This is a genomic window from Aquamicrobium sp. NLF2-7 (genome assembly GCF_022359935.1).
Lineage (GTDB): Bacteria > Pseudomonadota > Alphaproteobacteria > Rhizobiales > Rhizobiaceae > Mesorhizobium > Mesorhizobium lusatiense.
The window spans coordinates 375,378-396,966 of record NZ_JAKSED010000001.1 but is presented as its reverse complement, the minus strand read 5'-3'; the positions used below and the strand labels follow the sequence as shown (position 1 = coordinate 396,966).

The window sequence follows — 21,589 nt, the reverse complement described above, 5'->3', positions numbered from 1 at the left end:
CGGGGTCCTCGAATACCCCAATTTCGTTTTCGTGCGGGGAAAACCCGCGAGAACCGGCCTCAGCCGGAAAATTTCACATGGCCGTTGAGGCCAGCCGGCGGCCGCGCTCCGGCGCGGCCGCGTCAGGCTTTTACTCCGCAGCGTCAGGCATCTGCGTCGGGGCATTGTCCTGCTTGGTATTCTCAAGCTCGACATTGAGACCCAGCGACCGCATTTCCTTGACGAGAACGTTGAAGCTCTCGGGAATGCCGGCCTCGAAGGTGTCGTCGCCACGCACGATCGCCTCGTAGACCTTGGTACGGCCGGCCACGTCGTCCGACTTCACCGTCAGCATTTCCTGCAGCGTGTAGGCGGCGCCATAGGCTTCGAGCGCCCAGACCTCCATCTCGCCGAAGCGCTGACCGCCGAACTGCGCCTTACCGCCCAGCGGCTGCTGGGTAACGAGCGAGTACGGGCCGATCGAACGGGCGTGGATCTTGTCGTCGACCAGATGGTGAAGCTTGAGCATGTAGATGTAGCCCATGGTCACCTTGCGGTCGAACGGCTCGCCGGTACGTCCGTCATAGAGCTGCGACTGACCGGAGGTGTGCAGGCCGGCCTGGGTCAGCATGTGGTCGATATCGGCTTCGTTGGCGCCGTCGAAAACCGGCGTGGCGATGGATACGCCACGGCGCATCTGCTCGCCCAGACGCACGACAGACTCATCGTCATACTCGCGCACCGGCTCGTTGCGGTCGTTGGCCGGGATGACCGCCTCGACCGTCTCACGCAGGGGCTTGATGTCGCCGCTGGCCTTGTAGGCATCGATCAGCTCGCCGATCTTCCTGCCCATGCCGGCGCAGGCCCAGCCAAGGTGCGTTTCGAGAATCTGGCCAACGTTCATGCGCGAAGGCACGCCGAGCGGATTGAGCACGATGTCGGCATGCGTACCATCTTCGAGGAACGGCATGTCTTCGACCGCGACGATGCGCGACACGACACCCTTGTTGCCGTGACGGCCGGCCATCTTGTCGCCCGGCTGCATCTTGCGCTTCACAGCCACGAAGACCTTGACCATCTTCATGACGCCCGGAGGCATCTCGTCGCCGCGCTGCACCTTCTCGACCTTGTCCATGAAGCGCTGCTCCAGCGCCTTCTTGGAGTCGTCGTACTGGCCGCGCAGGGCTTCCAGCTCGCTCTGCAGCTTTTCGTCCTCGACGGCGAACTGCCACCACTGCGAGCGCGGGTAATCGTCCAGCGTCTCGCGTGCCAGCGTGGAACCCTTCTTGAAGCCCTTCGGCCCGGCAATGGCTTCCTTGCCGATCAGAACGTCGGCCAGACGCGCATAGACGTTGCGATCCAGGATCGCCTGCTCGTCGTCACGGTCCTTGGCGAGACGTTCGATCTCCTCGCGCTCGATCGCCATGGCGCGCTCGTCCTTCTCCACGCCGTGGCGGTTGAAGACGCGCACTTCGACGACGGTGCCGAAGGTGCCCGGAGGCATGCGCATGGAGGTGTCACGCACGTCGGAGGCCTTCTCACCGAAGATGGCGCGCAGAAGCTTCTCTTCCGGCGTCATCGGGCTTTCGCCCTTCGGCGTGATCTTGCCGACGAGAATGTCACCCGGCTGCACTTCCGCACCGATATAGACGATGCCGGCCTCGTCGAGGTTCTTCAGCGCTTCTTCCGAAACGTTCGGAATGTCGCGCGTGATTTCTTCAGGCCCGAGCTTGGTGTCGCGCGCCATGACCTCGAACTCCTCGATGTGGATCGAGGTGAAGATGTCGTCAGCCACGATCCGCTCGGAGAGCAGGATGGAGTCCTCGTAGTTGTAGCCGTTCCACGGCATGAACGCGACCAGCACGTTGCGGCCGAGCGCCAGATCGCCGAGATCGGTCGACGGACCGTCAGCGATGATATCGCCCTTGTTGACGTGGTCGCCAACCTTCACCAGCGGACGCTGGTTGATGCAGGTAGACTGGTTCGAGCGCTGGAACTTCATCAGGCGGTAGATGTCAACGCCCGACTTGCCGGGATCGAGATCTTCCGTGGCACGCACAACGATACGGGTTGCGTCCACCTGATCGACGATGCCGCCGCGGCGTGCGCCGATGGCAGCGCCGGAGTCACGGGCCACGATCGGCTCCATGCCGGTGCCGACGAACGGAGCCTCGGCGCGCACCAGAGGCACGGCCTGACGCTGCATGTTCGAGCCCATCAGAGCGCGGTTGGCGTCGTCGTTTTCAAGGAACGGGATCAGCGCTGCGGCAACCGACACCATCTGCTTGGGCGAGACGTCCATAAGGTCGACCATCTCGCGCGGCGCCATCATCACTTCGCCGGCGTTACGGCAGATGACGAATTCGTCCACGAACTGACCGTTGGCGTTCAGTTCGGCGTTGGCCTGCGCCACATAGTGCTTGGCCTCTTCCATCGCCGACAGATAGACGACATCATTGGTGAGCTTGCCGTCGACGATCTTGCGATACGGGCTTTCGATGAAGCCGTACTTGTTGACGCGCGCAAAGGTGGCCAGCGAGTTGATCAGACCGATGTTCGGGCCTTCCGGCGTCTCGATCGGGCAGATGCGGCCGTAATGCGTCGGGTGCACGTCACGCACCTCGAAGCCGGCGCGCTCGCGGGTCAGACCACCCGGCCCGAGGGCCGAGAGACGACGCTTGTGGGTGATTTCCGACAGCGGGTTGGTCTGGTCCATGAACTGCGAAAGCTGCGAGGAACCGAAGAACTCGCGCACGGCAGCTGCGGCCGGCTTGGCGTTGATCAGGTCCTGCGGCATGACGGTGTCGATCTCGATCGACGACATGCGCTCCTTGATGGCGCGCTCCATGCGAAGGAGGCCCAGACGATACTGGTTCTCCATGAGTTCGCCCACCGAACGCACGCGGCGGTTGCCGAGATTGTCGATGTCATCGATCTCGCCCTTGCCGTCGCGCAGATCGACCAGCGTCTTGACCACGGCAAGGATATCTTCCTTGCGCAGCACGCGAACGGTGTCCGGGCAGTCCAGCTCCAGACGCATGTTCATCTTGACGCGGCCGACGGCCGACAGGTCGTAGCGCTCTGCATCGAAGAACAGCGAATTGAACATCGCCTCGGCCGTCTCGAGCGTCGGCGGCTCGCCCGGGCGCATGACGCGGTAGATGTCGAACAGGGCGTCCTGACGGCCCTCGTTCTTGTCCACGGCCAGCGTGTTGCGGATATAGGCGCCGACATTGACGTGGTCGATGTCGAGGATCTGGATTTCTTCCTCGCCCGTGCCGAGCAGAACCTTCAGCGTCTTCTCATCGATCTCGTCACCGGCTTCGAGATAGATCTCGCCGGTCTGGTAGTTGACGATATCCTCAGCGAGATACTGGCCGATCAGGTCCTCATCGGTGGCCTTGATGGCCTTGAGGCCCTTTTCGGCAAGCTGCCGTGCCTGACGGGCGGTAATCTTCTTGCCGGCCTCGACCACGACCTCGCCGGTATCGGCGTCGACCAGATCGTTCACGGCCTTGAGACCCTTGAAGCGATCCTGATTGTAAGGGATGCGCCAGTGATCACCCGCACGCTTGTAGGTGATCTTGTTATAGAACGTCGACAGGATGTCTTCGCCATCCATGCCGAGCGCCATCAGCAGCGAGGTCGCAGGAATCTTGCGGCGACGGTCGATACGGGCGTGAACGACGTCCTTGGAATCGAACTCGATGTCGAGCCACGAACCACGATAAGGAATGACGCGCGCGGCGAACAGCAGCTTGCCGCTCGAATGCGACTTGCCCTTGTCATGGTCGAAGAACACACCCGGCGAACGGTGCATCTGCGAAACGATGACGCGCTCGGTGCCGTTGACGATGAAGGTGCCGTTGGACGTCATGAGCGGCATGTCGCCCATGTAGACATCCTGCTCCTTGATGTCCTTGATCGACTTGGCGCCGGTGTCCTCGTCAACATCGAACACGATCAGGCGCAGCGTCACCTTGAGGGGTGCGGCATAGGTCAGGTCGCGCTGACGGCACTCGTCAACGTCGAATTTCGGGGCTTCGAACTCGTACTTGACGAATTCGAGCATCGAAGCGCCGGAAAAATCGGAGATCGGGAAGACCGACTTGAAAACCGCCTGCAGTCCCTCGTCCGGGCGGCCGCCTTCGGGCTCCTCGACCATCAGGAACTGGTCGTAAGACGCCTTCTGAACCTCGATAAGGTTCGGCATTTCCGCGACTTCGGGTATCTTCCCGAAGAACTTCCTGACGCGCCTGCGGCCGTTAAAAGTCTGGGTCTGGGCCATTATAGCTCCTTAGCTCGCATCTCGGGGCGGATCACGCCGCGATCCGCCTTGCTTCCAGGCCGCACGATAGCGACCTTGTCCAAAACAGGTGAAAACCTGTTTCCTGAAAGCCCGTTTTTGGCCCTCAGGAAAGAGGTTCTCAAACACATTCGCCGGGCCACCTCCGGAAGCGGAGGTGGCGGACGGCCCGAAAGCCGTCCGCCGGAACCCAAACGCTTACTTGAGCTCGACCTTGGCGCCAGCTGCTTCGAGCTGAGCCTTGATCTTGTCGGCGTCAGCCTTGTTGGCGCCTTCCTTGACGGGCTTCGGAGCAGCTTCAACCAGATCCTTGGCTTCCTTGAGGCCCAGGCCGGTGATGGCGCGGACTTCCTTGATGACCTCGATCTTCTTGGCGCCGGCGTCAGCGAGAATGACGTCGAACTCGGTCTTCTCTTCAACCGGGGCAGCAGCAGCGGCGCCCGGAGCAGCGGCAACGGCGACCGGAGCAGCAGCGGAAACGCCCCACTTCTCTTCCAGCAGCTTCGACAGCTCAGCCGCTTCGAGAACGGTCAGGGCCGACAGGTCTTCAACGATCTTGGCGAGATCAGCCATTTTGTTTTTCCTTCAATAAGATTCGAACGTGTTGATGTTTTGGGGTGAGGAACAGCCTCACGCCGCCTCGTCCTTCCGGGCATAAGCGCCGATAACGCGCGCGACATTGCCTGCCGGTGCGTTGACGACCTGTGCGATCCGGGTTGCCGGGGTGGAAATCATACCCACCAGACGTGCACGCAGCTCGTCGAGCGACGGCAGCGAGGCAAGAGCCTTCACACCATCGGCATCGAGCGTGGTCGAGCCCATTGCGCCGCCGAGAATGACAAGCTTGTCATTGCCCTTGGCGAAATCGGACGCGACCTTCGGAGCCGCAACCGGATCGTCCGAATAAGCGATCAGCGTCTGTCCCTTGAACAGATCGATGATGCCTTCGGATTCCGTGCCCTGAAGAGCGATTTTGGCGAGGCGGTTCTTCGCGACTTTGACAGTTCCACCGGCTGCGCCCATCTTCACACGAAGATCGTTCATCTGCGCAACGGTGATACCGGCATAGTGGGCCACGACGACTGATCCGGCGCCCTTGAAGGCGTCGTTCAGACTCGAGACGAGTTCGCGTTTTTCCGCTCTATCCACTGCCTATCTCCAGTTGACCCCCGCAACATTTGCGAAGCGGGCGTCGGGTTGCCTTTTGCCGGTCGCTACAGCCCTGAAAGAGCTTTCACGATCAGCGCTCGAGGATCCTGTCCCCTTTCCGCCATGCCCGAAGGCATACAGACAAAAGGCACACACGGTTCGAACCTTTCTTCGGAGGGATACCCTCCTCTGTCCGGTCTTCACCCGTCTCATGCAGACCCATATGGATTAAGGACCACCCGAAAGAGGTCCGCCTGCAATCTCGGACAGGATTCCGGGACTTTCATCCCGGTTTCCGGACCCCGCATGAGCGGGAGCCGGAATTTCAGAAAGGACCGGCGCTTACGCGCCAGCCCTCGGAAATCGCATCAGGAAATGGCGAGAGAAGCCACATCCAGCTTGAGGCCGGGGCCCATGGTCGAGGACAGAGCCACGCGCTTGACGTAAATGCCCTTGGCACCCGTCGGCTTGGCCTTGTTGACCGCATCGGCGAAAGCACGAACGTTCTCTTCCAGAGCCTTGACCTCGAAGGAGACCTTGCCAACGCCGCCGTGGACGATACCGGCCTTCTCGACGCGGAACTCGACGGCACCGCCCTTGGACGCCTTGACCGCGCCAGCCACATCGGTGGTCACGGTGCCGACCTTCGGGTTCGGCATCATGCCGCGGGGGCCGAGCACCTTGCCCAGACGACCGACGAGCGGCATCATGTCCGGCGTGGCGATGCAGCGGTCGAAGTTGATCTCGCCCTTCTGGACGATCTCGACCAGTTCCTCGGCACCGACGATGTCCGCACCGGCTGCCTTGGCCTCGTCGGCCTTGTCGCCACGGGCGAACACGGCGACGCGAACGTCACGGCCGGTGCCGTTCGGCAGGTTGACCACGCCGCGGACCATCTGGTCGGCGTGACGGGGATCGACGCCGAGGTTCATCGAGATTTCGATGGTCTCGTCGAACTTGACGGAGGAGCGGTCCTTCAGAAGCTTGATCGCGTCTTCGAGGCCGTAGACCTTATCGGGATCAAGGCCTTCACGAACCTTGGCTATGCGCTTGGAAATCTTTGCCATCTGATCAGCCCACCACTTCCAGGCCCATCGAGCGGGCAGAACCTTCGACCATACGCATCGCCGCTTCCACGTCGTTTGCGTTGAGGTCCTTCATCTTGGCTTCGGCGATCTCGCGCACCTTGTCGCGGCTGATCTGGCCAGCCTTCGTCTTGCCTGGCTCCTTGGAACCCGACTTAAGGTTGACGGCCTTCTTCAGGAAGTAGGTCACCGGAGGCGTCTTCATGACGAAGGTGAACGACTTGTCCTGATAATAGGTGATCACGACGGGGATGGGCGAACCCTTCTCCATCTCCTGGCTCTGGGCGTTGAACGCCTTACAGAATTCCATGATGTTGATGCCACGCTGACCAAGCGCAGGACCGATCGGAGGCGACGGCGTAGCCGACCCCGCGGGAACCTGAAGCTTGAGCTGGCCTGCAATTTTCTTAGCCATCTCTTATCTGCCTTGTTTCATGCCAGCCCCGAAATCGGGAAAGCCGGCGGTTGCAGTCCGGTGGTGCGGTTCCGGCAACCGGCTAAGCCGCCCTCGCCTCCCACCATTCAAGCGACGCAGAGACTGCGCCACCCTTCGGCACCATCACAGGGACAGCGCCGCTTCGGATCAGCCCTTTTCGACCTGTCCGAATTCCAGATCCACAGGCACAGCGCGCCCGAAAATGGAAACCTCGACCTTGAGACGCGCCCGTTCCTCGTCCACTTCCTGAACGAAGCCGTTGAAGGAAGCGAAGGGACCATCGGAAACGCGGATCGCCTCGCCGACCTCGAAGGTCACCGAAGGCTTCGGCCGCTCCACGCCTTCCTGCACCTGATGCAGGATGCGCTCGGCCTCCTTGTCGGTGATGTACATCGGCTTGGCGGTGTGCTTGTCCTCACCGAGGAAGCCGGTGACGCGCGGCGTGTTCTTGACCAGCGAGATCACGGCATCGTTGAGATCGGCCTTCATCAGCACGTAGCCGGGGAAGAACTTGCGCTCCGCATCGACCTTCTTGCCACGGCGAACCTCGACCACCTTTTCGGTGGGCACGACGATCTGCTCGATCCTGTCGCTCAGCCCCTTCTGACGGGCCTTGTTCTCAATGTCATCCGCCACCTTCTTCTCGAAGTTGGAATAGGCGTGAACGATGTACCAGCGCGCGGTCATGTAAAGACTTCTCCGTAATCGCCGAACTTAGCGCCCGATGCCGAGAATCAATTCGACGGCAAAACCCATGAGCTGATCGGCAGCAAAGAAGAAGAGCATTGCCAGCAGCGAAAAGATCAGAACCATCACCGTGGAGATCATCGTCTCGCGCCGCGAAGGCCAGGTGACCTTGGCAGCCTCGGACCGAACCTGCTGAAGGAAGACGAAAGGATTGGTTGTCTTCGACGCCATGTGCCGCTCTGCTTTCAGGACCCGTGGGCCGGACCCTCTGGATGATCCCGCCAGGCGGGACGTGAGACATGAACTTGGCTACCGCAGCGAATCAGCAAGTAATTTCGTTCATGCAAATCAGACGCGCAAAGCTGGATTACCAGCTCCACGCGTCGCGTGTCTGTTGGTGCCTACATAAAACCGATTCTCGACACGCGCAAGTGGCAAGCATCCGCTTTACGATCATATGCCGCCTCGGAACCATCCAGTCGTCCCGTCCCGGCCACGCCGTCTTATGGCGCAAATCGCATTGTAAAGCAAGAGATCGCCGAAACGGAAGCTGTCCGGCAGGAAAATGGCAGGGGCAGCAGGGCTCGAACCCGCGACCTGCGGTTTTGGAGACCGCCGCTCTACCAACTGAGCTATACCCCTAGGTCGGCCGCATATCGATGCAGCAGCCGCTTCCTAGTCAGTAGAGTCGCATCTGTAAAGAGAGAAAGCGCATCATCGCACGCAACAGGGAAAAGACAGGCGAAGGCCGCGAAAGCCAGTCTTTTCGGACCGCACTTCATGGCTGATCGGCAACGGCGCGTTCCCCCGGAAAAGTTTCAGTATCGGGAAACGGGGGAAGCCACGACTCGCGACGAATGCACCAAAGTTCATAAGTGGGCCTGAACAGATCCGGTTCATCCAGCGCACCGAGATTGATTTCGACTTCTTCGCCGGTTCGGCCAAACACCGATGAGCCGCACGCCGCGCAAAAATGCCGCCCCTTGTAGGATCCGGCTTCTCCCGCGAAGCTGAACCCGGAGACCGGATAGATGGCCGACGCATGGAAAAGCGCGCCATGATGCTTGCGGCAATCCATGCAATGGCAGATGCCGACCCGCAGCGGCTCGCCATGAGCGCGGAAGCGCACGTTGCCGCACAGGCATCCACCTTCCACGATTCTCATCGTCCAACCTCCCAGCCGCCGGCACAACCTCCGGAGTGATCCTGCCCGCCGCCACCCGACACCTGGTCAGCAGGGCAGCTCGTGCAGTCAAGCAACAATACCGCGATAAAGAAAAAGGGCGACCCGAAGGCCGCCCTTTCCCATGTTCCTGCTGACAGAAAGCGTCAGCTTATTCGACGATTGCGGCGACGATGCCGGCGCCGACGGTGCGGCCGCCTTCACGGATGGCGAAGCGCAGGCGCTCTTCCATCGCGATCGGCACGATCAGCTCAACATCAACCGTGATGTTGTCGCCCGGCATCACCATCTCGGTGCCCTCGGGAAGCGTCACGATGCCCGTCACGTCCGTCGTGCGGAAGTAGAACTGCGGACGGTAGTTCGTGAAGAACGGCGTATGACGGCCACCCTCTTCCTTCGTCAGAATGTAGGCCTCGGCCTTGAACTTCTTGTGCGGCTTCACCGAACCGGGCTTCGCCAGAACCTGACCACGCTCCACGCCTTCACGGTCCACGCCACGCAGCAGCGCACCGATGTTGTCGCCGGCCTGGCCCTGGTCGAGCAGCTTGCGGAACATCTCGACGCCCGTGCAGGTCGTCTTCGTCGTCGGACGAATGCCCACGATCTCGAGTTCCTCGCCAACCTTGACGATGCCGCGCTCGACGCGACCGGTCACCACCGTGCCACGGCCCGAGATCGAGAACACGTCTTCGATCGGCATCAGGAACGGCTGGTCAACCGGACGCTCAGGCGTCGGGATGTATTCGTCAACCGCAGCCATCAGCTTGCGGATCGCGTCCTCGCCGATCTCCTTGTTCGAGTCCTCAAGGGCAGCAAGCGCCGAGCCCGGAACGATCGGAATGTCGTCGCCCGGGAACTCGTAAGCCGACAGAAGCTCGCGGACTTCCAGCTCGACCAGCTCCAGAAGCTCCGGATCGTCAACCTGGTCCACCTTGTTCAGGAACACCACGATCGCCGGAACGCCAACCTGACGGGCAAGCAGGATGTGCTCGCGCGTCTGCGGCATCGGGCCGTCGGCAGCCGAAACAACCAGGATCGCGCCGTCCATCTGCGCAGCACCCGTGATCATGTTCTTCACATAGTCGGCGTGGCCGGGGCAGTCGACGTGGGCGTAGTGACGCGCATCCGTCTCGTACTCAACGTGCGACGTCGCAATCGTGATGCCGCGCGCCTTCTCCTCAGGAGCGTTGTCAATCTGGTCATAAGCCTTGAAATCACCGAAATACTTCGTGATCGCAGCCGTCGTCGACGTCTTGCCATGGTCAACGTGACCAATCGTGCCAATGTTCACATGAGGCTTATTGCGCTCGAATTTACCTTTTGCCATAGTCTCTTTCCTTAGGCGCGTGGACCTTTGGTTCAGTCGGATGCGGGGCGATTAGCGAGAACGGCCGCAAAACACAAGTGTCTTTTGGCCAGCGACGGTGCAGCCATACACCCTGACATGCAACTGCGGGTGAATGACGCAGATATAGGCAGAAAATATTGCTGTTGTAAGGGGCTGGATAAACGAACCCGGCCCCGCACTTCGCATTCAGACAACTGGAGCGGGTGAAGGGAATCGAACCCTCGTATTCAGCTTGGAAGGCTGCTGCTCTACCATTGAGCTACACCCGCATTTCAGGTCTCCGGTGCGGCAGTGGTGGAGGAGGTTGGATTTGAACCAACGTAGGCTAAGCCAACGGATTTACAGTCCGTCCCCTTTAACCACTCGGGCACTCCTCCAGTCTGCCGACGGAGCCTGCTGCGAGGCACTTACAGATGCCGGAGCCCTGTCGATGCCCGCCATCAGCGAAGCGCCTTATGGCCGCAAGGTTGTTTTGTGTCAACCGCGGCTGAGACGTTTTCTCCGCAGTTTTTTCATGGCGTCGCCACCATAGGCAAAAGCAGGCACTACAGCTATAGGACGAGCATGAGCGACATCAAGAAATCCGGCACCCCCAAAGACGCGCATTATGCACGGCTGCGTCGAACCTTTCGTGACGAAAAGGCCGGCGGGCCACCCGCGCACAGGCCACGGCCCAAGGTCATGCCCGGCGACGGTCCCTCCGAAGGTCTCGTGCATCTCTATGGCCTGCACACGGTGCGCGCAGCCCTCGCCAATCCCGCACGCAAGGTGCGCTCCATGCTGGTCACGCGCAATGCGGCCGAGCGTCTGGAACTCGGCCCTGTTGATGACCTTCCCTTCCCGACCCGCATCGTCGAGCCGCGCGAGATCGACAAGATCACCGGATCCGACGCCGTCCATCAGGGCGTGCTGATCGAGGCCGAGCCGCTCAAACCCAAGCGCCTCGACGCGCTGAGCGACACGAATCTCGTGCTTGTGCTGGATCAGGTGACGGATCCGCATAATGTCGGCGCGATTCTGCGTTCCGCCGTGGCGTTCGGCGCCGGCGCGCTCATTACAACCAATCGTCACAGCCCGACCGAATCCGGCGTACTGGCCAAATCGGCATCCGGCGCGCTGGAACACATCGACCATATCGAGGTGCGCAATCTCGCCGAAGCGCTGGAAACCCTGCATGGGGCCGGCTTCCAGACGATCGGTCTCGATTCGGATGGACCCGCCGAGCTGGAAAAGACCTTTTCGGCACAAAGGCTGGCGCTCGTTCTCGGCGCGGAAGGCAAGGGCCTGCGCCAGAAGACGCGGGAGACGGTGAGTGCGCTGGCCCGGCTGGATATGCCCGGCGCCATCCGCTCGCTCAATGTCTCCAACGCCGCAGCCGTCGCGCTCTATGCGGCCGGGCGGTTTCTCAACGAATAGAGAGAACAGCAGGCGTTCAGACAGAGGCTAATTCCGCTGCTCCAGTCCCCAGTTTAGCGGGATCTATGCGATGTCCAGTCGCTTGCGTCTGACTTCAAAATGCCCAAACGGGCGGCAAGGGGAACATTTTTTGCGAACACGACCGTTCCCCTCCCCGCCCGCTGTTCGCACCGGCTGTTTGCCGGTTCGATTCGCGTGATCGTCAGGCCACGTCGTGGCCGGCCATCCGCTCCAGCGCGCGCACCAGTGCCGAATGATCCTCCTTCGCCCCGCCATTGGCGGCGCAAGAGTTGAACAGCTGCTGCGCCGTCGAGGTGTTGGGCAGCGAGACGCCGAGCGAACGGGCGCCCTCAAGCGCCAGATTGAGGTCCTTCTGATGCAGTTCGATGCGAAAGCCCGGATCGAATGTGCGCTTGATCATCCGCTCGCCATGCACTTCGAGGATGCGCGATGCCGCGAGCCCGCCCATCAGCGCCTGCCGCACCCGGGCAGGATCGGCTCCCGCCTTGGACGCAAACACCAGCGCCTCGGCCACTGCCTCAATGGTGAGCGCAACGACGATCTGGTTCGCCACTTTCGTGGTCTGGCCGACGCTGTTGGGGCCGACCAGCGTTATGTTCTTGCCCATTTTCTCGAAAACGGGGCGCGCGCGCTCGAAAGCCTTTTCCTCACCGCCCACCATGATGGTGAGCGATGCCGCTCTGGCGCCCACCTCCCCGCCCGAAACCGGCGCGTCCAGATAATCGCAACCCAAAGCGTTGATCTTCTGCGCGAAGGTTTTGGTGGCGATGGGCGAAATCGACGACGTGTCGATGACCAGCTTGCCCTTCGACAGGCCCGACGCCACGCCATCCTCGCCGAAAAGCACCTCATCCACCTGCGGCGTATCCGGCACCATGGTGATGATGATGTCTGCAGCCTGTGCCACGGCGGCATTGCCGGTCACGGTCTTCAGGCCTTTGGCAACAAGTTCGGCAGGCGGCGGTGAGCGATGGTCGGTGGTGATGACCGCGTAGCCTGCATCCAGCAGATGCCCGGCCATGGGAGATCCCATGATGCCCAGACCGATGAAACCGATGTTTTCCATTGTGGCGTCCTTTCGATTCGTCACGCTGCCGTGTCCGCCTTGCCGGCGAATTTCCCGAACCACCCAAGTCCCGCTTCGGTGCCGGCTTTCGGTTTGTATTCGGCGCCGATCCAGCCCGAATAGCCGAGGCCGTCGATGAAATCGTAGAGGAACGGGTAGTTGATCTCGCCCGTTCCGGGCTCATGGCGGCCGGGGTTGTCAGCAAGCTGGATATGGGCGATGCGCGGCAGGTTGGCCTCTATCGAGCGCGCAAGATCGCCCTCCATGATCTGCATGTGATAGATGTCATATTGCAGCCACAGGTTCTGCGATCCGACCTTTTCGATCAGGTCGAGGGCCTGTTGCGTGCCGGTCAGGAAGAAGCCCGGAATGTCGCGGGTGTTGATCGGCTCGATCAGCAGGCGAATGCCCGCCTCGCCCAACCTCTCGGCGGCAAATTTCAGGTTTTCGACGAACACGTCTTCAAGCTTTTCGCGCGGCACACCGGCAGGCGCGATGCCGGCCAGGCAGTTCACCTGCCCGCAATGCAGAGCCTTCGCATAGGTGATGGCCTTGTCGACCCCGGCGCGGAATTCCTCCATCCGGTCCTGCAGGATGGCGATGCCGCGCTCCCCGGCTGCCCAGTCGCCGGATGGCACATTGAAGAGAACCTGTGTCAGTCCGTTCTTCTTCAGCCGTGCTGCAACCTCCTCGGCGGGATGGTCGTAAGGGCCAAGATATTCCACGCCGCGAAACCCGGCCCGGGCGGCGGCATCGAAGCGGTCGAGGAACTCGTATTCCCCGAACAGCATGGAAAGATTGGCTGAAAACCGTGGCATAGCAGAAACTCCTCACAAATTGATTCAGTCGAGCATGGCGATTGCGGTGGGCGCATCCTCATTGCGCTCGGCCAGTTCCTCGAACTCGGTGATGTTGTCGATCTCGGTGCCCATGGAGATGTTGGTGACACGTTCGAGAATGAATTCCAGTACAACCGGAACCTGATGTTCCTCCATCAGCCGGCGCGCTTCAGCGAAGGCACCAGCGAACTCGTCCGGCCGGCGCACACGCAGCGCCTTGCAGCCCATGGCTTCGGCAACGGCGACATGATCGACGCCATAGCCGACCTCCGCATGGCCGACGGTATTGATGTTTTCGAAAGCGAGGCTGACCTCGTAGTCCATCGAAAAACCGCGCTGCGCCTGCCGGATGAGGCCGAGATAGGCGTTGTTCACCACGACATGGATGTAGGGCAGCTTGTGCTGGGCGCCGACGGCCAGTTCCTCGATCATGAACTGGAAGTCGTAATCGCCTGAAAGGGCGACGATATTCGCATCCGGACGGGCGGCCCGAACGCCGAGTGCCGCCGGCAATGTCCACCCCAGCGGACCGGCCTGCCCGCAATTGATCCAGTTGCGCGGCTTGTAGACATGCAGGAACTGCGCGCCCGCTATCTGGCTGAGACCGATGGTGGTGACATAGGTGGTGTCACGGCCGAAAGCCTTGTTCATTTCCTCGTAGATGCGCTGCGGTTTCAGCGGCACCTGCTCGAAATGGGTCTTGCGCTTCATCGTCTTCTTGCGCTGCTGGCATGTCTTCGCCCAGCCGGACCAGTCGCGCAGTTTTCCGGCCGTCTTCCATTCGGTCGCCACATCAAGCAGCATCTTCAGCGCAGCGCCGGCATCGGAGACGATGCCGAGATCAGGCGCGAAGACACGGCCGATCTGCGTCGGCTCGATGTCGACATGGATGAATTTCCTTCCCCTAGTATAGACGTCGACCGAGCCGGTATGACGATTGGCCCAGCGGTTGCCGATGCCGAACACGAAATCGGCCTCCAGCATGGTGGCATTGCCGTAGCGGTGCGAGGTCTGGAGCCCGCACATACCGGCCATCAGCCGGTGATCGTCCGGAATGGCGCCCCAGCCCATCAGGGTCGGGATGACCGGAACCCCGGTGATCTCCGCGAATTCGATCAGCAGGTCGGGCGCATCGGCATTGATGATGCCGCCTCCGGCGACGATCAGCGGTTTTTCCGCCTCGTTCAGCATGGCGAGCGCCTTCTCGGCCTGCGCGCGGGTCATGGCCGGCCTGAAAGCAGGCATCGGCTCATAGGCATCGATGTCGAAGTCTATTTCGGCCAGCTGGACATCCAGCGGCAGGTCGATCAGCACCGGGCCGGGCCGCGACGAGCGCATGAGATGGAACGCCTTCTGCAATGCCATCGGCACCAGATAAGGCTCCATGACCGTGACAGCCCACTTGGTGACGGGTGCCGCGATGGCGGCAATGTCGACCGCCTGAAAATCCTCCTTCGTTAGCCGAGCGCGAGGGGCCTGCCCGGTGATGCACAGGATGGGAATGGAATCGGCGGACGCGGAATAAAGCCCGGTGATCATGTCGGTTCCGGCCGGGCCGGACGTGCCGAGGCACAGGCCGATATTGCCGCTGGCAGCGCGCGTGTAGCCTTCCGCCATATGCGAGGCGCCCTCGACATGACGGGCAAGAATATGACGGATCGTTCCCCGTGCCTTCAGAGCGGAATAAAGCGGATTGATGGCTGCGCCCGGCACCCCGAAGGCACAGGAAATCCCTTCCTTTTCAAGAACTAGAACAGCGGCATCGACGGCACGCATTCTGGCCATGGCGGCATCCTCCAGAGCAATTCTGATGATCGGAGCATGTCAGCACCTGACCTATTTTTCAATTTTTTCAAAAAAGTTTTTCATTTTTTTTATTTCCTCATAAGATGCTGAGAAACCTAGTCATTTCATTTTTCATTTACGCGCCTTTCAATTTATTATAAAAAAGTTTTTCATTTTTATGGAAAATGGAAGGTGACCGCGATGGAACAAGCCGAAAAACGTCAGCGCGGCAGGCCACGCGCCTTCAGCCCTTCACCGGATGCCGGGCCGGTGCAGTCGCTCGACCGTGCGTTGCGGATACTGGCGATCGTGGCACGGGCAAACGGCCTTTCGCTGAGCGAGATCGCCGATCAGTCGGGCATTGCCGCGGCGACCGCCTATCGCATGCTCACCACCCTCGAAGCCCATGGAATGGTGGAGTTCGACCGAACCGAACAATTGTGGTCGATAGGCGTCGAAACCTACCGCATGGGATCAGCCTTCCTGCGCGGGCGCAAAATTGTCGACCGGGCGCGCGTGGTGATGCAGGATCTGATGGAGAAAACCGGAGAAACCGCCAATCTTGGGCTGGCGGAAGATGATTGCGTGGTGTTCGTCAGCCAGGTCGAGACGCATCAGGCCATCCGCGCCTTCTTCCGGCCCGGCACCCGCACCGCCTTTCATGCTTCCGGCATCGGCAAGGCCGTTCTCTCCCACATGGACCCGGAGCGTGTGGCTGTGCTCATCGATCGGCTGGGTCTGGAAACCTATACGGACCGCACCCTTGCGACCCTGCCCGAACTGATGCGGGATCTCACCGAGGCAAGGGTCCGCGGCTGGGCCGTGGACGACGAGGAACGCAATCTCGGCATGCGCTGCGTGGCGGCGGCCGTTTTCAACGAACATGGCGAGCCGGTGGGAGGGGTGTCCGTCTCAGGCCCCACGGTGCGGGTCACGCCGGAACGGCTGGCGCAGATCGGGCCGGTGGTTCGCGATGCGGCGGCGGAAGTCACGGCGATGATCGGCGGCAGGAACTGAGTTCCCTCCCCTTCAGCCCATTCCGCTGACGTGGCGCAGATAGAAAGCAAGCGCGACAAAGCCGACCATGAAAGCAACACCGGTCCAGTCTATGCTCATGCCACGTATCATCCGGATCGTATTGAGCACCAGCGCCCATGCGGCCAGCACAATCAAAGCGACGATGACAAATCTGAGCATCGGCTCTCCCCTGAATGGCTCTTATTCCCCATGTAGGGAGCAGCAAGGGCTATTTCAGCATGCGAAACCGTGATCCGGCTCTGATTTGTCTTTACTGGCACGACAAATATGCTAACCGGAGCACGTTGCCCTTGTAGCTCAGCTGGTAGAGCAGCGGTTTTGTAAACCGAAGGTCGCGGGTTCGATCCCTGCCGGGGGCACCACCACCCATGTCAGGGTGTTGATTTTCCTTGTTAAATCGGATCATTTCGCCCCACCTTCTGCACCACTTCACACGGCGGGACGGTTTCGCCCATTTTTTCGTTGCCGGGTTCCATGAGGTGGCACCTCCGCCAATCCCGGAGATACAAAAGCGGCAACGGCCATCCGATACGATTCCAATAATGCCTTCAACGCAGTGGAGCCGCCCGCGGGATCAGGGGTGGTTGTCGGCAAGGGAAATGAGGTGAGAACATAGTTTCCCCCTCAGTTTCGAATGGTGTGATGGGTCACGATGACATCACGGCCCGCAGCATATTTCCAACCATGCGCAGGCTGAACGGGAAGCGCAATAAAAGTCCTGCCGCGTGAGCGATGATCACGGCGGGAAAGCGGCAGCGACTACAGGATGGGGCACGAGCAGTTTTTAACATTGCCCATGCTTGCTGAGCTTCATCAGATGTCGGTTAAATTTTAGCGTGCCGTTCCTGCTCGGATCCCAAACAGCAAGCCGTCCAACTTGACAGTTTATGCGATCTGAGATCACATAATAATACCTGCGATCGGCATCGCAGCGGCGCTACCACCATAGCCGGACCTGCTGATCGCGGAGGATCTGTCCGGCGTCAGCGCTGATGGGACCAAATTGGCTTAACTGAGAGCGGAGAATTTCTGGTTCATCGTAGCCTTTCAAAGGAGCGAAGATGAGGCAGAAATCCGGAACAGAGAAAGCGCCTTCGCAACAGGCCATCAAGGACAGCCGCCGCGCGACCCGCAAGCAGTATGGTGCGGAGGAGAAGATCCGCATTGTGCTGGAAGGCCTTTGCGGTGAGGAATCGATCGCCACGCTTTGCCGGCGCGAGGGGATCGCCGAGAGCCTGTATTACAACTGGTCGAAGGAGTTCCTGGAAGCCGGCAAGAAGCGGCTGGCCGGAGACACGGCGCGCGCCGCGACCAGCGACGAGGTGAAGGTGCTGCGCAAGGATGGTCGCGCCGTGGATCGTCAATGCGCCGATGAACGCCCGCCGCTTCGAGACCTGGATCGAGACGCAACTGGCTCCTGAACTTCAGCCCGGCGACGTCGTCATCCTCGACAATGTCGCTTTCCACAAGAGCGAGCGCGCCGCCGAACTGGTGCGAAAGCGCGGCGCATGGTTGCTGTTCCTGCCGCCATATTCACCAGACCTCAACCCGATCGAGATGGCGTTCTCAAAACTCAAGGCGCTGCTGCGCAAGAAGGCAGCCAGAACCTTCGACACCTTGTGCGATGCGCTCGGCGACATCTGCCAACTCTTCGACCCAACCCAGTGTCGAAACTTCTTCAAAGCGGCAGGGTATGAGGATGATTAAGTGCGACACGCTTTATGATCAGGCGATCGTCACATTGAGCCGGCCGGTTGCCGCGACGCTTTCGATCCTGGTGCTCATCCTGTTTGGCATATCCCTCGCCGTCTACACCCGCTTGTTGAAGAGGCTCGACTGATGGATGGACATGAGATCCCCTGGCCGCTGCACGCTCTTGTGTTCGTTCTGATGCTGTTTCTGTTGGCGCCTGCGCTTCTGGTTTTCCCGATCTCGTTCAGCGGCGACCGCCTTCTCAGCTTTCCACCGAGCTCATGGTCGTTTCGCTGGTATCAATCCTTGTTGCAGAACGAACTCATCATCTCGTCATTTCTTACCAGCCTGTCCCTGGCGGTTGTCGTCACCATATTGTCGCTGGCAATCGCGATTCCCGCAGTTTACGCGATCATCAGATTGAAGACGCCAGGCTCGGAGTTTCTATACAATCTGTTCACCGCGCCACTCCTGCTGCCGACCATCGTCCTGGGCCTGGCGATACTGATCATCTTCGCGACCATCGGCTTGCTTGGCACGTTCCACGGTATTGTGCTCGCACACCTCGTCGTCACGCTGCCCTACGCCCTGCGCGTGCTTGCCGTAGCGCTGGGTAACGTCGATCTGGCCTGTGAGGAGGCCGCTGCCTCGCTGGGTGCAGGGCCGCTGACTGTCGTGCGGCGCGTCACACTGCCGATGATGATGCCCGGCATCATCGCAGCGACGGCGTTATGCTTCCTCGTCTCGTTTGACGAGTTGGTCATCACTCTGTTTCTGACGGGGCCGAAGCTGACGACACTGCCGACCGAATTGTTCCGCTACGTCGAGACAAGCGCTGACCCGACGGTCGCCTGCGTCTCGGTGTTGCTGTTCCTATTCACGCTGGCGATCATCATGATCATCGATCGAGCCATGGGACTGACCCAAACCTTCGTCCGCTAAGCCGGTTTGCCGTCGCCCCACCCGGGCAATCGGGGAGGCCACGGCCATGAGCACTTTGCGTGTTGACAGGCGGCTTCCGCCGGGAGCGGAATGAGGTCTCTGGTTGTCGTAGTCTCACACCCAGACGGGCATTGCTGCGGTTCGTTGTCTGGAGCTGAAGAATGGTCTTTGCGCAGAGCCATTCGCGCAACGAAGTCTGGATGAAGCGCCCGGCGTTTCCTTTGGTGCGCGGCGTATAGGGCGTTGTGCGCTTGTGACGGATGCCGTGATCGGCGAGCGCCTTGCGGAAGAGATGGCTTTTGCAGGCCCCGCCGTTGTCGGTCATGACCCGCTCGATCGTGATCCCATCCGCCTCGAAGAGGCCGAGCGCCCGCTCAAGGAAGCCAGTTGCGCTCGCTTTTTTCTCATCGGGCAGAATCACGGTACAGGCCAGCCGGAGGCGTCATCTATGGCAATCTGCAGCACCTCCCGCTCCAACCCCTTACCACAGGCGCGACGGTTGCTCTGACCATGCCGGTTTCCGGCGATGCGCTCCAACTGTTTGGAGTCGATGCGAATCAGTTCGCCGAGCTGCCCGACATGACCAAAGATTTCATGTCCGGACTTCGACGTGATGAAGTCGCCCCCTCGACGATGGCATCCGGGTGAATTTATGCCTGTTGTCGGATTGGTCATCTTTGTCACCTAATCATTGCTGGCAACACAGCGACTGATTTGGGGGCCATGGTTTCAGAATATTTGTTCGCCATTGTGGCAACGATGATGCTCTCGAACGGGCTGGTTCTGGCCATCATGTCCCGCGATCTGCCGGACAACCTGCGTCCTGCCGCCCACACATGGCAGGCCGGAACATTTCTGATCGCGATAGGATGCGGGCTGTTCGCCATCGCGTCGGAACGACCGCCCCCGGTGCTGCTGGTCATTGTCAACACCGCCTTCCTGATCGGCCTGCTCGCCTATAGTCAGGCTCTGGCCAAGTTCTACGATTTCAAAGCCTCGAACTGGCACTACCTGACGATAGCGGTGGGTGCTTTTTCAGTGTTCTGGTTCTCGATGATAGAGGAAAATTTTCAGGCCAGAATCATCATCATCACGATAGCCTGGTGCTGGCTGATGCTCGCGAGCATCAGGATACTGGCGCGCCCACCCCGGGCGGATGACTCCATCAGCCGGCGGGTGCTTCTGGTCATATTCATGATCATGGCCGTGTTTACAGCGTTGCGCGCCAGCGTTTTCCTCTTCAGCCCCCTGCCCACGGACTTCAGCGTCACCACCGGCGCATCGACGGTAAATGTGGTGACTCCCATCTTCATGGCCGTTCTGCCTGTGCTGGGCACAACGTCATTCATCCTTCTGTGCTCCGACCGCATCCGCATGCAATGGGAGCATGCCGCCTCGACCGACTACCTGACCGGCCTGCCGAACCGGCGCACACTGACCCAACGTGCCGAACAGCTTTTCAACACGGCAGGACCGGCCGGAGCCCGACTGAGTGTCGCGATCTTCGATATCGACAGTTTCAAGAAGATCAACGACACCTATGGCCACGATGTCGGCGACAAGGCACTTCAGCATGTTGCCGATATTCTCAGCACACATGCCGGCAACCGAACCATGGTCGCCCGCTCCGGCGGCGAGGAGTTCGTCATGCTGCTCGATGGTCCGCCGGAACAGCGGCTTGAAGGCCTGAGAAAGGCGGTGGAGGACGCTCCGTGCAAAACGGACGGGAATGTCATGCAGCTGACGGTTTCCGTCGGCGTAGCGTCGCGCGGTCCATCCGACGCGGATTTTTCCGGACTGCTGCGCCGAGCCGACCGGGCGCTCTATGCTGCCAAGTCTCTTGGCCGGAACCGGGTCGAAGTAAGCGACCCGGAAGAGGATGGTTTAGCCGTAGCGGAGCAGCGAGTTGTTTAGGCCGGTGGCAATTCAAAAAGCCTGGAACCGTTACCCTGCAGTTGCTCGTAGCCAATAATGCGGAACCACCGCGTCACCTCCGGCTCACCAAGCCAGCTTCTTGAGCGGATCGGCATGTTTCCGGTCAGTTCCTGTATGCGCCTGATGTGCTTTTTGCAGAATCTCACCGTTGAAGCAGTGAAAAAGCCTTCGCGCGCCGCAAAGGCGGTTTCCGCGACGTGATCGATTTCGTGCCAGGTAATGATGGCAACCACAGTGTCGTCATCGAGCAGCGCGTGAGCCCGCCCCTCTTTCAGATCCATCGTCAGGCTGTCCTGCGCACCTTCAACAGTCAGGCCAGCAGCAACATAGTCAGCGGACATGCGACCGGAAAGGTCGCGGAACACCGTTTCGAGATCGCCAATCGTGGCTGTACGTGCTCTCATTCCGTCTCCTTGTCGAAAAGTGGTATTATGGCGTCCCAAATGGGTGAGGCCAAGCAAACTCTGCCTCCATCCATTTCCGAATGCGCAAATCTGTTCCCGTTCGATGACGAAGGAATGACTACATCTGGCGCCGCGTTGGGCAGGCTACGCCTGTTCCCTCTCCGCAACTCACATCCGAAGGCTCCTGCCGGGAAGCTCCTGAATCTGTCTTGCTGACCAGATTCGAGAAGGCCATGGCAAAGGCTGCCATGATGAGAGCGATGATGAACATACGTGTG

At 60.4% G+C, this 21,589-nt stretch carries 21 protein-coding genes, 4 tRNA genes and 2 pseudogenes; 8 read left to right on the top strand and 19 right to left on the bottom strand.

All coding sequences use genetic code 11. The features are described from left to right. Positions 1–130 precede the first annotated feature (130 nt). From rpoB to MIC97_RS01880, 12 genes are all read right to left on the bottom strand, one after another. Positions 131–4,267 carry a DNA-directed RNA polymerase subunit beta gene (rpoB, locus tag MIC97_RS01935; RefSeq protein ID WP_239798637.1) on the bottom strand — a complete coding sequence of 1,379 codons (4,137 nt, stop codon included), beginning with the start codon at positions 4,265–4,267 and terminating at the stop codon, positions 131–133. Between the two features lie 216 nt (positions 4,268–4,483). Further along, the gene (rplL, locus tag MIC97_RS01930) at positions 4,484–4,858 is read right to left on the bottom strand and encodes a 50S ribosomal protein L7/L12 (RefSeq protein WP_183829728.1); all 375 of its coding nucleotides are present in this window, start codon (positions 4,856–4,858) and stop codon (positions 4,484–4,486) included. A gap of 57 nt (positions 4,859–4,915) precedes the next feature. Beyond that, the gene (rplJ, locus tag MIC97_RS01925; protein ID WP_183829725.1) at positions 4,916–5,434 is read right to left on the bottom strand and encodes a 50S ribosomal protein L10; all 519 of its coding nucleotides are present in this window, start codon (positions 5,432–5,434) and stop codon (positions 4,916–4,918) included. A gap of 368 nt (positions 5,435–5,802) precedes the next feature. After that, positions 5,803–6,501 carry a 50S ribosomal protein L1 gene (gene rplA / locus MIC97_RS01920; protein WP_183829722.1) on the bottom strand — a complete coding sequence of 233 codons (699 nt, stop codon included), beginning with the start codon at positions 6,499–6,501 and terminating at the stop codon, positions 5,803–5,805. Between the two features lie 4 nt (positions 6,502–6,505). Then, complete coding sequence (gene rplK, locus MIC97_RS01915) at positions 6,506–6,934, bottom strand: 50S ribosomal protein L11 (RefSeq protein ID WP_239798636.1); 429 nt, start codon at positions 6,932–6,934, stop codon at positions 6,506–6,508. Between the two features lie 168 nt (positions 6,935–7,102). Next, positions 7,103–7,642 (bottom strand): transcription termination/antitermination protein NusG, encoded by a 540-nt coding sequence (nusG, locus tag MIC97_RS01910; RefSeq protein ID WP_183829716.1) that lies wholly within the window; start codon positions 7,640–7,642, stop codon positions 7,103–7,105. Between the two features lie 27 nt (positions 7,643–7,669). Beyond that, positions 7,670–7,873 (bottom strand): preprotein translocase subunit SecE, encoded by a 204-nt coding sequence (gene secE / locus MIC97_RS01905; RefSeq protein WP_183829713.1) that lies wholly within the window; start codon positions 7,871–7,873, stop codon positions 7,670–7,672. A gap of 335 nt (positions 7,874–8,208) precedes the next feature. Then, positions 8,209–8,284: transfer RNA gene (locus tag MIC97_RS01900), tRNA-Trp, on the bottom strand. Between the two features lie 136 nt (positions 8,285–8,420). Next, positions 8,421–8,807, bottom strand: a complete 387-nt coding sequence (locus tag MIC97_RS01895) for a GFA family protein (RefSeq protein WP_239798635.1) — start codon at positions 8,805–8,807, stop codon at positions 8,421–8,423. Between the two features lie 169 nt (positions 8,808–8,976). After that, entirely contained in the window at positions 8,977–10,152 is a 1,176-nt protein-coding gene (gene tuf, locus MIC97_RS01890; RefSeq protein WP_183829707.1) for an elongation factor Tu, read from the bottom strand. Between the two features lie 216 nt (positions 10,153–10,368). Then, a tRNA-Gly gene (locus MIC97_RS01885) sits at positions 10,369–10,442 on the bottom strand. A 23-nt stretch (positions 10,443–10,465) separates the two neighbouring features. After that, positions 10,466–10,550, bottom strand: a tRNA-Tyr gene (locus MIC97_RS01880). A gap of 187 nt (positions 10,551–10,737) precedes the next feature. Here MIC97_RS01880 and MIC97_RS01875 point away from each other — a divergent pair. Beyond that, entirely contained in the window at positions 10,738–11,589 is an 852-nt protein-coding gene (locus tag MIC97_RS01875) for an RNA methyltransferase (protein WP_239798634.1), read from the top strand. A gap of 202 nt (positions 11,590–11,791) precedes the next feature. On the opposite strand, the gene MIC97_RS01870 is transcribed toward MIC97_RS01875, so the two are convergent. From MIC97_RS01870 to gcl, 3 genes are read right to left on the bottom strand one after another with little or no spacing between them, the layout of a single operon-like run. Beyond that, complete coding sequence (locus tag MIC97_RS01870; protein ID WP_239798633.1) at positions 11,792–12,739, bottom strand: 2-hydroxy-3-oxopropionate reductase; 948 nt, start codon at positions 12,737–12,739, stop codon at positions 11,792–11,794. Next, a complete protein-coding gene (gene hyi / locus MIC97_RS01865) occupies positions 12,697–13,494 on the bottom strand; it encodes a hydroxypyruvate isomerase (protein ID WP_239798632.1) in 798 nt (265 codons plus the stop codon). The genes MIC97_RS01870 and hyi overlap by 43 nt, the downstream gene beginning before the upstream one ends. 24 nt (positions 13,495–13,518) lie before the next feature. Then, a complete protein-coding gene (gcl, locus tag MIC97_RS01860) occupies positions 13,519–15,300 on the bottom strand; it encodes a glyoxylate carboligase (protein ID WP_239798631.1) in 1,782 nt (593 codons plus the stop codon). A 201-nt stretch (positions 15,301–15,501) separates the two neighbouring features. On the opposite strand from gcl, the gene bhcR reads away from it, so the two are divergent. Next, a complete protein-coding gene (gene bhcR, locus MIC97_RS01855; protein WP_239798630.1) occupies positions 15,502–16,317 on the top strand; it encodes an HTH-type transcriptional regulator BhcR in 816 nt (271 codons plus the stop codon). Between the two features lie 12 nt (positions 16,318–16,329). Here the strand turns inward: bhcR and MIC97_RS01850 are convergent, their stop codons facing one another. Continuing rightward, positions 16,330–16,497 (bottom strand): hypothetical protein, encoded by a 168-nt coding sequence (locus MIC97_RS01850; RefSeq protein ID WP_239798629.1) that lies wholly within the window; start codon positions 16,495–16,497, stop codon positions 16,330–16,332. A 127-nt stretch (positions 16,498–16,624) separates the two neighbouring features. Here MIC97_RS01850 and MIC97_RS01845 point away from each other — a divergent pair. From MIC97_RS01845 to MIC97_RS01825, 5 genes and pseudogenes are all read left to right on the top strand, one after another. Beyond that, positions 16,625–16,700 (top strand) — tRNA-Thr (locus MIC97_RS01845). 699 nt (positions 16,701–17,399) lie between these two features. Next, positions 17,400–17,681, top strand: a pseudogene (locus MIC97_RS01840) (transposase); the annotation flags it as partial. Beyond that, a pseudogene (locus tag MIC97_RS01835) lies at positions 17,680–18,045 on the top strand (transposase); the annotation flags it as partial. The pseudogenes MIC97_RS01840 and MIC97_RS01835, both read left to right, overlap by 2 nt. Continuing rightward, a complete protein-coding gene (locus MIC97_RS01830) occupies positions 18,038–18,178 on the top strand; it encodes a hypothetical protein (RefSeq protein WP_239798628.1) in 141 nt (46 codons plus the stop codon). The pseudogene MIC97_RS01835 and the gene MIC97_RS01830, both read left to right, overlap by 8 nt. Further along, entirely contained in the window at positions 18,178–18,972 is a 795-nt protein-coding gene (locus tag MIC97_RS01825; protein WP_239798627.1) for an ABC transporter permease, read from the top strand. Before MIC97_RS01830 ends, MIC97_RS01825 begins: the two co-directional genes overlap by 1 nt. Here the strand turns inward: MIC97_RS01825 and MIC97_RS01820 are convergent. Both MIC97_RS01820 and MIC97_RS01815 read right to left on the bottom strand, forming a co-directional pair. Further along, positions 18,929–19,393, bottom strand: coding sequence for a DDE-type integrase/transposase/recombinase (locus tag MIC97_RS01820; protein WP_239798626.1), 465 nt, complete (start codon positions 19,391–19,393; stop codon positions 18,929–18,931). The genes MIC97_RS01825 and MIC97_RS01820 overlap by 44 nt on opposite strands. Next, a complete protein-coding gene (locus MIC97_RS01815; RefSeq protein ID WP_239798625.1) occupies positions 19,390–19,647 on the bottom strand; it encodes a hypothetical protein in 258 nt (85 codons plus the stop codon). Before MIC97_RS01815 ends, MIC97_RS01820 begins: the two co-directional genes overlap by 4 nt. A 48-nt stretch (positions 19,648–19,695) precedes the next feature. Here MIC97_RS01815 and MIC97_RS01810 point away from each other — a divergent pair, with 48 nt between their 5' ends. Beyond that, positions 19,696–20,886: a GGDEF domain-containing protein gene (locus MIC97_RS01810; RefSeq protein WP_239798624.1), complete on the top strand. Its 1,191-nt coding sequence runs from the start codon at positions 19,696–19,698 to the stop codon at positions 20,884–20,886. On the opposite strand, the gene MIC97_RS01805 is transcribed toward MIC97_RS01810, so the two are convergent. Next, positions 20,883–21,311: a hypothetical protein gene (locus tag MIC97_RS01805; protein WP_183829661.1), complete on the bottom strand. Its 429-nt coding sequence runs from the start codon at positions 21,309–21,311 to the stop codon at positions 20,883–20,885. The genes MIC97_RS01810 and MIC97_RS01805 overlap by 4 nt on opposite strands. Positions 21,312–21,589: the final 278 nt, after the last annotated feature.

Bases quoted from the DNA above. Each gene is read 5' to 3' on its own strand.
- tuf (WP_183829707.1), bottom strand. From the start codon at position 10,152: ATGGCAAAAGGTAAATTCGAGCGCAATAAGCCTCATGTGAACATTGGC.
- rplA (WP_183829722.1), bottom strand. From the start codon at position 6,501: ATGGCAAAGATTTCCAAGCGCATAGCCAAGGTTCGTGAAGGCCTTGAT.
- rplK (WP_239798636.1), bottom strand. From the start codon at position 6,934: ATGGCTAAGAAAATTGCAGGCCAGCTCAAGCTTCAGGTTCCCGCGGGG.
- MIC97_RS01805 (WP_183829661.1), bottom strand. From the start codon at position 21,311: ATGAGAGCACGTACAGCCACGATTGGCGATCTCGAAACGGTGTTCCGC.
- MIC97_RS01825 (WP_239798627.1), top strand. From the start codon at position 18,178: ATGGATGGACATGAGATCCCCTGGCCGCTGCACGCTCTTGTGTTCGTT.
- hyi (WP_239798632.1), bottom strand. From the start codon at position 13,494: ATGCCACGGTTTTCAGCCAATCTTTCCATGCTGTTCGGGGAATACGAG.
- MIC97_RS01810 (WP_239798624.1), top strand. From the start codon at position 19,696: ATGGTTTCAGAATATTTGTTCGCCATTGTGGCAACGATGATGCTCTCG.
- rpoB (WP_239798637.1), bottom strand. From the start codon at position 4,267: ATGGCCCAGACCCAGACTTTTAACGGCCGCAGGCGCGTCAGGAAGTTC.
- MIC97_RS01895 (WP_239798635.1), bottom strand. From the start codon at position 8,807: ATGAGAATCGTGGAAGGTGGATGCCTGTGCGGCAACGTGCGCTTCCGC.
- bhcR (WP_239798630.1), top strand. From the start codon at position 15,502: ATGGAACAAGCCGAAAAACGTCAGCGCGGCAGGCCACGCGCCTTCAGC.
- MIC97_RS01830 (WP_239798628.1), top strand. From the start codon at position 18,038: ATGATTAAGTGCGACACGCTTTATGATCAGGCGATCGTCACATTGAGC.
- secE (WP_183829713.1), bottom strand. From the start codon at position 7,873: ATGGCGTCGAAGACAACCAATCCTTTCGTCTTCCTTCAGCAGGTTCGG.
- MIC97_RS01875 (WP_239798634.1), top strand. From the start codon at position 10,738: ATGAGCGACATCAAGAAATCCGGCACCCCCAAAGACGCGCATTATGCA.
- gcl (WP_239798631.1), bottom strand. From the start codon at position 15,300: ATGGCCAGAATGCGTGCCGTCGATGCCGCTGTTCTAGTTCTTGAAAAG.
- MIC97_RS01850 (WP_239798629.1), bottom strand. From the start codon at position 16,497: ATGCTCAGATTTGTCATCGTCGCTTTGATTGTGCTGGCCGCATGGGCG.
- rplL (WP_183829728.1), bottom strand. From the start codon at position 4,858: ATGGCTGATCTCGCCAAGATCGTTGAAGACCTGTCGGCCCTGACCGTT.
- nusG (WP_183829716.1), bottom strand. From the start codon at position 7,642: ATGACCGCGCGCTGGTACATCGTTCACGCCTATTCCAACTTCGAGAAG.
- MIC97_RS01815 (WP_239798625.1), bottom strand. From the start codon at position 19,647: ATGACCAATCCGACAACAGGCATAAATTCACCCGGATGCCATCGTCGA.